We start from the raw sequence: 12,058 nt of genomic DNA, 5'->3' as shown, positions 1-12,058 counted from the left end.
TACCGGTTTCGGGGCTCCCGACGGCAGGTCGCGAGGTCGGACGGCGGCCGAACGGGGCCGGACGAGCGGCGGACGGGTGCCCGCCCGGGCGTCCCGCTCAGCTCTCGAAGCGGTAGCCCATGCCCGGCTCGGTGATGAAGTGTCGCGGGTGCGAGGGGTCGCGCTCCAGCTTGCGGCGCAGTTGGGCCAGGTAGACCCGGAGGTAGTTGGTCTCGGTGCGGTACGCGGGGCCCCAGACCTCCTGGAGCAGCTGGGTCTGGCTGACCAGCCGGCCGGCGTTGCGGACCAGCACCTCCAGCAGGTGCCACTCGGTCGGGGTGAGGCGGATGTCGGTGCCGTCCCGGTTGACCTTCTTCGCCGCGAGGTCGACGGTGAAGCTGTCGGTGACGACCAGCGAGTCGTCCTCCCCGGCGACCGGCTCGGCGCGACGCACGGCCGCGCGCATCCGGGCGAGCAGTTCGTCCATGCCGAACGGCTTGGTCACGTAGTCGTCGGCGCCCGCGTCGAGCGCCTCCACCTTCTCGTCGGAGGCGTGCCGGGCGGAGAGCACGATGATCGGGACCCTGGTCCAGCCGCGCAGCCCCTTGATCACCTCGACGCCGTCCATGTCGGGCAGGCCGAGGTCGAGGACGACCACGTCCGGGTGACGGGCGGCGGCCAGCTCCAGTGCGCCGGCACCGTCGTGGGCCGCGTCCACCTCGTACTTGCGGGCCTTGAGGTTGATCACCAGCGCGCGGACGATCTGCGGTTCGTCGTCCACGACGAGGACCCGGGTCATGCGGGATCCGCCTTTCACAGCTGTCGGAAGATCGGTGGTCGTGCGGCGAGCGGCCGCCCGGCCGGCTCGGCCCGCCCGGCGGGTGGGCCCGGCGCGGCGGGGGCATCCCGCCCGTGCGGGCGGTCGACGGCCGGCAGGGTGACGACCATGGTGAGGCCGCCGCCCGGGGTGTCCTCGGCGCCGACCGTGCCGTTCATCGCCTCGACGAAGCCGCGTGCCACGGCGAGGCCCAGCCCCACCCCGGCGCCCCGCGGCGCGTCCCCGTGGCGCTGGAACGGCGCGAAGATCCGCTCCTTGGCCTCCTCCGGCACGCCCGGGCCCCGGTCGACGATCCGCAGCTCGACCCGGGCGGGGCCGTCCGCCGGCACCAGCGCATCGGCCTTGACCAGCACCTTCACCCCGGGCGGGCTGTACTTGACGGCGTTCTCGACGAGGTTGGCCAGCGAGCGTTCCAACAGCCCGGCATCGACCCGGACCATCGGCAGCGCCTCCGGGACGTCGGTTCGGACGGCCTCCGGCGGGACTCCGCCGAGGGCCGGCGGCACCACCTCGTCCAGGTCGGTCTCCTGGATCAGCGGGGTGACCGTGCCGGTCTGCAGGCGGCTCATGTCCAGCAGGTTGTTGATCAGATGGTCCAGCCGGTCGGCGCCGGCCTCGATCCCGGCCAGCAGCTCGGCCTCGTCGGCCTCGTCCCACTCGACGTCGTCCGAGCGCAGCGAGCTGACCGAGGCCTTGATGCCGGCCAGCGGCGTTCGCAGATCGTGCGAGACGGCGGCCAGCAGCGCGGTGCGGATCCGGTTGCCCTCAGCCGCACGCCGGGCCGCGGCGGCCTCCTCGGCCAGGCGGCGGTGCTCCAGCAGAACGGCCGCCTGGCTGGCGAAGGCACCCAACAGGCGGCGGTCCTCGGCCGGCAGCACCCGCCCCCGCAGAGCCAGGGCGAGGGAGTCCCCGACCGGCACGTCCACGTCGGCGGCCTCGGGCCGCGCCGGCGGGTGCGGGCCGGCCGCAGCCACCTGCTGCCACGGGCCCAACGGGTCCGGCCGCTCCAGCAGTGCCGCGGAGTCCTGTTGAAAGGTCTCCAGGACCTGCTCCAGCAGGGCGGTCAGCACCCCGTCCCCGCTCTGCGCGCCGCGCAGCACGGTGCCGGCCAGCGCGCCGAGCGTCTGCGCCTCGGTCTGGCTTCGGGCCGCCTGGTGGGTGCGCCGGGCCGCCAGGTCCACCACCGAGGCGACCGCGATGCCGACGGCGGTGAATATCGCCACCGCCATGATGTTCTGCGGCTCGTCGATGGTGAAGGTGTGGATCGGCGGTGCGAAGTAGTAGTTCAGCGCCGAGGAGCCGACCAGCGCGGAGGCGATCGCCGGGAAGAGCCCTCCGACCAGCGCCGCACAGACCGTCAGCGACAGGAACAGCAGCATGTCGGTGGTCAGTCCCAGGCCGTCGATGTGGGTGAGCAGCAGTGCCAGCAGCGGCGGCCCGGCGAGGCCGATCGCCCAGCCGGCCACCGTCCGCGTCCGGCCGAGATCGGTCACCCGGCGGATCGGCAGCCGGCCCAGGCCCTTGGCCGCCTGCTCGTGGTTGACGATGTGGACGTCGATGTCACCGGAGTCACGGGTCACCGTGGTGCCCACGCCCGGACCGTAGACGTACTGCCAGGCCGGCCGGCGGCTGGTCCCGAGCACGATCTGGGTGGCGTTGACGCCCCGGGCGAATTCCAGGAGCCCGGCAGCGGGTTCGTCGCCGAGGACGGCGTGGAAGCTGCCGCCCAGGTTCTCGACCAGGGCGCGCTGCTCGATCAGAGCCCGGGACGAGCCCGAGCCGGAGCCGGCCAGGCCGTCCGCGCGGGAGATGTGGACGGCCAGCAGCTCGCCGCCGGAGCCACGGGCCGCGATCCGGGCCGCCCTCCGGATCAGGGTCGCGCCCTCGGGCCCGCCGGTCAGGCCGACCACGATCCGCTCCCGGGCCTGCCAGGTACCCTTGATGCCCTGCTCGGCCCGGTACTTCTGCAGGTACTCGTCGACCCGGTCGGCCGTCCAGAGCAGCGCCAGCTCGCGCAGCGCGGTGAGGTTGCCCGGGCGGAAGTAGTTGGCGAGGGCGGCGTCGATCTTCTCCGGTGCGTACACGTTTCCGTGCGCCAGCCGCCGCCGCAGCGCCTGCGGGGACATGTCGACCAGCTCGATCTGGTCGGCCCGGCGGACCACCTCGTCCGGCACCGTCTCCCGTTGCCGAACACCGGTGATGCCCTCGACCACGTCACCGAGCGACTCCAGGTGCTGGATGTTCACGGTCGAGATGACGTCGATCCCGGCCGCCAGCAGTTCCTCGACGTCCTGCCAGCGCTTGGCGTTGCGGCAGCCGGGCACATTGGTGTGGGCGAGCTCGTCCACCAGCGCCACCTGTGGCCGGCGGGCCAGCACGGCGTCCGGATCCATCTCGGTGAACACGGCGCCCCGGTACGCCAGCTCGCGGCGCGGCACGACCTCCAGGCCCGCCACCAGCTCGCCGGTGTGCCGACGCCCGTGATCCTCCACGAACGCCACCACGACGTCCGTGCCTCGTTGCAGCCGCCGGTGGGCCTCGGCCAGCATGGCGTACGTCTTGCCGACACCGGGAGCCGCCCCGAGGTAGATCCGCAGCCTGCCGCGTCCCATGAGCACCATTCTTGATCGGACCCGTCCGGGGTACCACCCCGGACACCCGTTCCCCTCACCTTGGAGACTACGGCGTAGCGGGTGATTCTCCAGCGATCCGGGCGCTGATCAGGCAGTTTTAGCACCATATTGACGGCGGAGGGGCCCTGTCGGGGCCACCGGGGCAGCGGTCGCCCGGCGGCAGGCCGTCGGGATGGTGCCGGGTATTTGCCCCGGAAATGCGAAGAACCCCCGATCCGTTCCCGGACCGGGGGTTCTTCAGAAGAATTGTTCGGCGGCGTCCTACTCTCCCACAGGGTCCCCCCTGCAGTACCATCGGCGCTGTGAGGCTTAGCTTCCGGGTTCGGAATGTAACCGGGCGTTTCCCTCACGCTATGACCACCGAAACACTATGAAACTATCTACCGCCCACCCATCGATGGCGGGGGTCGTTGTTTCAGAACAACACAGTGGACGCGAGCAACTGAGGACAAGCCCTCGGCCTATTAGTACCGGTCAACTCCACCCCTCACAGGGCTTCCATATCCGGCCTATCAACCCAGTCGTCTACTGGGAGCCTTACCCTCTCAAGGAGGTGGGAGTGCTCATCTCGAAGCAGGCTTCCCGCTTAGATGCTTTCAGCGGTTATCCCTCCCGAACGTAGCCAACCAGCCATGCCCTTGGCAGAACAACTGGCACACCAGAGGTTCGTCCGTCCCGGTCCTCTCGTACTAGGGACAGCCCTTCTCAACACTCCTACGCGCACAGCGGATAGGGACCGAACTGTCTCACGACGTTCTAAACCCAGCTCGCGTACCGCTTTAATGGGCGAACAGCCCAACCCTTGGGACCTACTCCAGCCCCAGGATGCGACGAGCCGACATCGAGGTGCCAAACCATCCCGTCGATATGGACTCTTGGGGAAGATCAGCCTGTTATCCCCGGGGTACCTTTTATCCGTTGAGCGACGGCGCTTCCACAAGCCACCGCCGGATCACTAGTCCCTACTTTCGTACCTGCTCGACCCGTCAGTCTCACAGTCAAGCTCCCTTGTGCACTTACACTCAACACCTGATTGCCAACCAGGCTGAGGGAACCTTTGGGCGCCTCCGTTACCCTTTAGGAGGCAACCGCCCCAGTTAAACTACCCACCAGACACTGTCCCTGATCCGGATCACGGACCCAGGTTAGACATCCAGCACGACCAGAGTGGTATTTCAACGACGACTCCACAACAACTGGCGTTGCCGCTTCAAAGTCTCCCACCTATCCTACACAAGCCGAACCGAACACCAATATCAAGCTATAGTAAAGGTCCCGGGGTCTTTCCGTCCTGCTGCGCGAAACGAGCATCTTTACTCGTAATGCAATTTCACCGGGCCTATGGTTGAGACAGTCGAGAAGTCGTTACGCCATTCGTGCAGGTCGGAACTTACCCGACAAGGAATTTCGCTACCTTAGGATGGTTATAGTTACCACCGCCGTTTACTGGCGCTTAAGTTCTCAGCTTCGCCAGAGCGAACTCTAGCTAACCGGTCCCCTTAACGTTCCAGCACCGGGCAGGCGTCAGTCCGTATACATCGCCTTACGGCTTCGCACGGACCTGTGTTTTTAGTAAACAGTCGCTTCTCGCTGGTCTCTGCGGCCACCCCCAGCTCAGACAGCACGTGTCATCACCAGGAATGGCCCCCCTTCTCCCGAAGTTACGGGGGCATTTTGCCGAGTTCCTTAACCATAGTTCACCCGAACGCCTCGGTATTCTCTACCTGACCACCTGAGTCGGTTTGGGGTACGGGCCGCCATGAAACTCGCTAGAGGCTTTTCTCGACAGCATAGGATCATCCACTTCACCACAATCGGCTCGGCATCAGGTCTCAGGCTACATGTTGTGCGGATTTGCCTACACAACGCCCTACACCCTTACCCCGGGACAACCACCGCCCGGGCTGGACTACCTTCCTGCGTCACCCCATCGCTCACCTACTACAGGCTTGGTTCAGCGGCTCCACCACGTCCCATCATCCGAAGACTCCGGGCCGGCTTCACGGCTTTAGCATCACCTGGTTCAGCGTTGGCGCTTCAAAGCGGGTACGGGAATATCAACCCGTTGTCCATCGACTACGCCTGTCGGCCTCGCCTTAGGTCCCGACTTACCCTGGGCAGATCAGCTTGACCCAGGAACCCTTGGTCAATCGGCGCAAGAGTTTCCCACTCTTGTATCGCTACTCATGCCTGCATTCTCACTCGTATACCGTCCACGACTCGATTCCTCGGCCGCTTCACCCGGCACACGACGCTCCCCTACCCATCCACACAGCCGTTGGGCCTATTATGTGAATGACACGACTTCGGTGGTGTGCTTGAGCCCCGCTACATTGTCGGCGCGGAATCACTTGACCAGTGAGCTATTACGCACTCTTTCAAGGGTGGCTGCTTCTAAGCCAACCTCCTGGTTGTCTCTGCGACTCCACATCCTTTCCCACTTAGCACACGCTTAGGGACCTTAGTCGGTGTTCTGGGCTGTTTCCCTCTCGACCATGGAGCTTATCCCCCACAGTCTCACTGCCACGCTCTCACTTACCGGCATTCGGAGTTTGGCTAAGGTCAGTAACCCGGTGAGGCCCATCGCCTATCCAGTGCTCTACCTCCGGCAAGAAACACGTGACGCTGCACCTAAATGCATTTCGGGGAGAACCAGCTATCACGGAGTTTGATTGGCCTTTCACCCCTAACCACAGGTCATCCCCCAGGTTTTCAACCCTGGTGGGTTCGGTCCTCCACACGGTCTTACCCGCGCTTCAACCTGCCCATGGCTAGATCACTCCGCTTCGGGTCTTGGGCATGCAACTCAATCGCCCTATTCGGACTCGCTTTCGCTACGGCTACCCCACACGGGTTAACCTCGCTACACACCGCAAACTCGCAGGCTCATTCTTCAAAAGGCACGCAGTCACGGCCAGCAGGCAAGCCCACTGACGACGCTCCCACGGCTTGTAGGCACACGGTTTCAGGTACTATTTCACTCCGCTCCCGCGGTACTTTTCACCATTCCCTCACGGTACTATCCGCTATCGGTCACCAGGGAATATTTAGGCTTAGCGGGTGGTCCCGCCAGATTCACACGGGATTTCTCGGGCCCCGTGCTACTTGGGAGATGAGCAAGCAAGCCGTACAGATTTCGCCTACGGGGGTCTTACCCTCTACGCCGGACCTTTCGCATGTCCTTCGACTATCCATACGGTTTCTGACTCGCCCAGCCGCCGGCAGACGACTGAAGCTCATTCCCACAACCCCCAAGCGGCAACCCCTGCCGGGTCTCACACCACCTAGGTTTAGCCTCATCCGGTTTCGCTCGCCACTACTCCCGGAATCACGGTTGTTTTCTCTTCCTGCGGGTACTGAGATGTTTCACTTCCCCGCGTTCCCTCCACACTGCCTATGTGTTCAGCAGCGGGTGACAGCCCATGACGACTGCCGGGTTTCCCCATTCGGACACCCCCGGATCAAAGCTCGGTTGACAGCTCCCCGGGGCCTATCGCGGCCTCCCACGTCCTTCATCGGTTCCTGGTGCCAAGGCATCCACCGTGCGCCCTTAAAAACTTGGCCACAGATGCTCGCGTCCACTGTGCAGTTCTCAAACAACGACCAGTCACCCACCTCCAAGAACCCGAAGGCACCTCTTCAGTGAGACCGGCAACTCTGAAGCAACGACCATACAGCCGTTCCCTCAGGACCCAACAACGTGCCCGACACACCCACACCATGACCTCTCTTCCACGCCGAAGCAGTACTAGGAGACATCGTCTGAACTGTGCCGAATAGTCAACGTTCCACCCATGAGCGAGCACTCCGGGACATTCGCCCGAAGCTGCTATGTGCTCCTTAGAAAGGAGGTGATCCAGCCGCACCTTCCGGTACGGCTACCTTGTTACGACTTCGTCCCAATCGCTGGTCCCACCTTCGACGGCTCCTCCCCTTACGGGTTAGGCCACCGGCTTCGGGTGTTACCGACTTTCGTGACGTGACGGGCGGTGTGTACAAGGCCCGGGAACGTATTCACCGCAGCATGCTGATCTGCGATTACTAGCAACTCCAACTTCATGGGGTCGAGTTGCAGACCCCAATCCGAACTGAGGCCGGCTTTTTGGGATTCGCTCCGCCTCGCGGCATCGCAGCCCTTTGTACCGACCATTGTAGCACGTGTGCAGCCCAAGACATAAGGGGCATGATGATTTGACGTCGTCCCCACCTTCCTCCGAGTTGACCCCGGCAGTCTCCTGTGAGTCCCCGACATTACTCGCTGGCAACACAGAACAAGGGTTGCGCTCGTTGCGGGACTTAACCCAACATCTCACGACACGAGCTGACGACAACCATGCACCACCTGTATACCGACCACAAGGGGGCGCCTATCTCTAGACGTTTCCGGCATATGTCAAGCCTTGGTAAGGTTCTTCGCGTTGCGTCGAATTAAGCCACATGCTCCGCTGCTTGTGCGGGCCCCCGTCAATTCCTTTGAGTTTTAGCCTTGCGGCCGTACTCCCCAGGCGGGGAACTTAATGCGTTAGCTGCGGCACCGACGACGTGGAATGTCGCCAACACCTAGTTCCCAACGTTTACGGCGTGGACTACCAGGGTATCTAATCCTGTTCGCTCCCCACGCTTTCGCTCCTCAGCGTCAGTAATGGCCCAGAGATCCGCCTTCGCCACCGGTGTTCCTCCTGATATCTGCGCATTTCACCGCTACACCAGGAATTCCGATCTCCCCTACCACACTCTAGCCTGCCCGTATCGAATGCAGACCCGGGGTTAAGCCCCGGGCTTTCACATCCGACGCGACAGGCCGCCTACGAGCTCTTTACGCCCAATAATTCCGGACAACGCTCGCACCCTACGTATTACCGCGGCTGCTGGCACGTAGTTAGCCGGTGCTTCTTCTGCAGGTACCGTCACTTGCGCTTCTTCCCTGCTGAAAGAGGTTTACAACCCGAAGGCCGTCATCCCTCACGCGGCGTCGCTGCATCAGGCTTTCGCCCATTGTGCAATATTCCCCACTGCTGCCTCCCGTAGGAGTCTGGGCCGTGTCTCAGTCCCAGTGTGGCCGGTCGCCCTCTCAGGCCGGCTACCCGTCGTCGCCTTGGTAGGCCATTACCCCACCAACAAGCTGATAGGCCGCGGGCTCATCCTGCACCGCCGGAGCTTTCCACCAACCCCCATGCGGAGGAAGGTCATATCCGGTATTAGACCCCGTTTCCAGGGCTTGTCCCAGAGTGCAGGGCAGATTGCCCACGTGTTACTCACCCGTTCGCCACTGATCCACCCCGAAGGGCTTCACCGTTCGACTTGCATGTGTTAAGCACGCCGCCAGCGTTCGTCCTGAGCCAGGATCAAACTCTCCGTGAATGATTACCGGTTATCCGGTTCACACCCGCGTTGAGCGGCACGGCAACCACCGGAATAGGGCGGCCCCGCGCACTGCGTCCTCGCTAGTGTTATTTCAAAAGGAATCTCCAACCCCGGATAATCCGAGGCCGGGGATGTCAACATATCTGGCGTTGACTTTTGGCACGCTGTTGAGTTCTCAAGGAACGGACACTTCCTTCAGGCGGCTCTCACACCGGCCCTCCGGGCGCTTCGTTCTTTCGTGTTTCCAGCTTATCAGACGATTTCCGCTCCGTTTTCCGGAGTTTCACTCACCTGATTTGCTTCGGCCTTTCGGCGCTCCCGAACTCTATCAGAGTTATTCGGGCCGTTTTCCCGCTCACCGCTCGAAATTCCATTCGAGGGCTTCCGTAGGGGCCGTCCCGTGGGGCAACCCGGAGAACATTACGCACCGGGTTGCCCCACGTCAAATCACACCTCGACGACGACCGGCACGATCATCGGGCGGCGGCGGTAGTTGTCCGCCACCCACTTGCCGATGGTGCGGCGGACCAGCTGCTGCACCTGGCGGATCTCCAGGACACCGTCGCTCGCGGAGCGGTCCAGCGCCTCCTGGAGCTTGGCCGCCACCGGGACGAACGCGTTGTCGTCGATGCCGGATCCGCGGGCCTGGATGGTCGGGCCGCCCACGATCTTGCCGTTGGTCGAGTCGACCGCCACGAAGACCGAGATGAAGCCCTCCTCCCCGAGGATCCTGCGGTCCTTGAGCGAGGCCTCGGTGATGTCGCCGACCGAGGAGCCGTCGACGTAGACGTAGCCGGCCTGCACCTTGCCGACGATGCGGGCGACGCCGCCCTCCAGGTCGACGCAGACACCGTCCTCGGCGATGACCACGCGGTTGCGCGGCACGCCGGTGAGGATGCCCAGGTCGGCGGCGGCCCGCAGGTGGCGCCACTCGCCGTGCACCGGCATCAGGTTGCGCGGCTTGCAGATGTTGAAGAAGTACAGGAGCTCGCCGGCCGAGGCGTGGCCGGAGACGTGCACCTTGGCGTTGCCCTTGTGCACGACCTTGGCGCCCCAACGGGTCAGGCCGTTGATCACCCGGTAGACGGCGTTCTCGTTGCCGGGGATCAGGGAGGAGGCCAGGACGACGGTGTCGCCCTCGACGATGCGGATCTGGTGGTCGCGGTTGGCCATCCGGGACAGCGCGGCCATCGGCTCGCCCTGCGACCCGGTGCAGATCAGCACGACCTCCTTGTCCGGCAGGTCGTCCAGCTGCTTGACGTCGACGATCAGGTTGCCGGGCACCTTCAGGTAACCGAGGTCGCGGGCGATGCCCATGTTGCGCACCATCGAGCGGCCGACGAAGGCGACCTTGCGCTTGTACTCGTGCGCGGCGTCCAACACCTGCTGGATGCGGTGCACGTGGCTGGCGAAGGAGGCGACGATGATGCGCCGTTCGGCGTTGGCGAAGACGTTCCGCAGTGCGGCGGAGATGTCCCGCTCGTGCGGGATGAAACCGGGGACCTCGGCGTTGGTGGAGTCCACCAGCAGCAGGTCCATGCCCTCCTCGGCCAGCTTGGCGAAGGTCGGGAGGTCGGTCAGGCGGCCGTCGAGCGGCAGCTGGTCCATCTTGAAGTCGCCGGTGGCGACCACCATGCCGGCGGGGGTGCGCACGGCCACGGCCAGGGCGTCCGGGATGGAGTGGTTGACCGCGATGAACTCGCAGTCGAAGGGGCCGATCCGCTCGCGGTCGCCCTCGGCGACCTCCAGGACGTAGGGGCGGATGCGGTGCTCGGCGAGCTTGGCCTCGATCAGGGCGAGGGTGAGCTTCGAGCCGATCAGCGGGATGTCCGGGTTCTCCCGGAGCAGGTACGGGACGGCGCCGATGTGGTCCTCGTGGCCGTGGGTCAGGACGATGCCGTCGACCTTGTCGAGGCGGTCCCGGATGTAGGTGAAGTCCGGGAGGATCAGGTCGACGCCGGGCTGCTCGTCCTCGGGGAAGAGGACGCCGCAGTCCACGATGAGGATGCGGTCCCCGTACTCGAAGACCGTCATGTTGCGGCCGATCTCGCCGAGGCCGCCGAGCGGAGTGATGCGGAGGGCGCCCTCCTTCAGGGCCGGAGGCGCGCCGAGTTCGGGATGCGGGTGGCTCAAAAGACTCTCCTCACGACGCACGCCATATGCCCGGGGTCCTCCCCCGCGAGACATATGGCGTGCGTACTCAGTGTCGGTTTCCTACTGGGTCGGTGCTCTCGCGCCTTCGTCCGGTTCAGCGGCAGACCTCCGGGAGGTCCGGCGAGCCGGGGCGCGCACGTCTGTGTCTGCTACAGGTCTACCCCGCCTGCGGCGAGATCCTTCTTCAATTGCACGATCTCCTCGGCGGTCGCACCGACCAGCGGAAGCCGCAGCGGTCCGGCGGGCAGGCCCTGCAGCTCCAGCGCGGCCTTGGTGAGGATCACGCCCTGGGTGCGGAAGATACCGGTGAAGACCGGGAGCAGGCTCTGGTGGATCGCCGTGGCCTTGGACACATCGCCGGCCAGGTAGGCCTCGATCATGGTGCGCAGCTCGCCGGCCACCACGTGCCCGACCACGCTGACCACACCGACGGCTCCGACGGACAGCAGCGGCAGGTTGAGGATGTCGTCGCCGGAGTACCAGGCCAGGTCGGAGCGGGCGATCGCCCAGGCGGCGGCGCCGAGGTCGCCCTTGGCGTCCTTGTTGGCGACGATCCGCGGGTGCTCGCCGAGCCTGACCAGCGTCTCGTGGCTCAGTGCCACGCCGCTGCGGCCGGGGATGTCGTAGAGCATGACCGGCAGCCCGGTGGCGTCGGCGATGTGCGTGGTGTGCCGGTACAGGCCCTCCTGCGGGGGCTTGCTGTAGTACGGAGTGACGACGAGCAGGCCGTGGGCTCCGGCGGCCTCGGCCTGGCGGGCCAGCTCGGCGCTGTGGTGCGTGTCGTTGGTGCCGACGCCGGCCACCACGTGGGCACGGTCCCCCACCGCTTCCACCACGGCGCGGACGAGGTCGGCCTTCTCGGCGTCGCTGGTGGTCGGGGACTCGCCGGTGGTGCCGTTGACGACGAGACCGTCGTTGCCGGAGTCGACGAGGTGTGCGGCGAGGCGCTGGGCGCCGTCGAGGTCGAGCCCGCCGTCAGCGGTGAACGGCGTCACCATCGCGGTCAGGACCCGGCCGAAGGGCGTCTGGGGGGTGGAGGTCGGAGCCATGCGTCCAAAGCTACTCGTAGGCGGTGGGGCGGTACCCAGGC

General features: G+C 65.1%; 4 protein-coding genes and 3 rRNA genes. All 7 read right to left on the bottom strand.

Features of this window, described 5'->3' with window-relative positions; translation table 11 throughout:
* Window positions 1–97 precede the first annotated feature (97 nt).
* Window positions 98–778 (bottom strand): response regulator, encoded by a 681-nt coding sequence (locus ACF9IK_RS24025; protein ID WP_395296172.1) that lies wholly within the window; start codon window positions 776–778, stop codon window positions 98–100.
* Between the two features lie 14 nt (window positions 779–792).
* The gene (locus tag ACF9IK_RS24020) at window positions 793–3,429 is read right to left on the bottom strand and encodes an ATP-binding protein (protein ID WP_395296171.1); all 2,637 of its coding nucleotides are present in this window, start codon (window positions 3,427–3,429) and stop codon (window positions 793–795) included.
* A gap of 269 nt (window positions 3,430–3,698) precedes the next feature.
* Window positions 3,699–3,815, bottom strand: a 5S ribosomal RNA gene (rrf, locus tag ACF9IK_RS24015).
* Between the two features lie 79 nt (window positions 3,816–3,894).
* Window positions 3,895–7,014 (bottom strand): 23S ribosomal RNA (locus tag ACF9IK_RS24010).
* 280 nt (window positions 7,015–7,294) lie between these two features.
* Window positions 7,295–8,811, bottom strand: a 16S ribosomal RNA gene (locus tag ACF9IK_RS24005).
* Together the 16S, 23S and 5S rRNA genes form the textbook arrangement of a ribosomal RNA operon.
* Before the next feature lie 450 nt (window positions 8,812–9,261).
* The gene (locus tag ACF9IK_RS24000) at window positions 9,262–10,947 is read right to left on the bottom strand and encodes a ribonuclease J (RefSeq protein ID WP_395296170.1); all 1,686 of its coding nucleotides are present in this window, start codon (window positions 10,945–10,947) and stop codon (window positions 9,262–9,264) included.
* Window positions 10,948–11,117: 170 nt separating this feature from the next.
* Window positions 11,118–12,017, bottom strand: coding sequence for a 4-hydroxy-tetrahydrodipicolinate synthase (dapA, locus tag ACF9IK_RS23995; RefSeq protein ID WP_395296169.1), 900 nt, complete (start codon window positions 12,015–12,017; stop codon window positions 11,118–11,120).
* Window positions 12,018–12,058: the final 41 nt, after the last annotated feature.

Origin of the sequence: Kitasatospora hibisci (assembly GCF_043950205.1) — a bacterium.
Lineage (GTDB): Bacteria > Actinomycetota > Actinomycetes > Streptomycetales > Streptomycetaceae > Kitasatospora > Kitasatospora hibisci.
The sequence above is the reverse complement of the archived record's forward strand: the minus strand, read 5'-3'. Positions and strand labels throughout refer to the sequence as shown.

Excerpts from the sequence above, each read along its gene's own strand:
- ACF9IK_RS24025 (WP_395296172.1), bottom strand. The coding sequence starts at position 778 with ATGACCCGGGTCCTCGTCGTGGACGACGAACCGCAGATCGTCCGCGCG.
- ACF9IK_RS24020 (WP_395296171.1), bottom strand. The coding sequence starts at position 3,429 with ATGGGACGCGGCAGGCTGCGGATCTACCTCGGGGCGGCTCCCGGTGTC.
- dapA (WP_395296169.1), bottom strand. The coding sequence starts at position 12,017 with ATGGCTCCGACCTCCACCCCCCAGACGCCCTTCGGCCGGGTCCTGACC.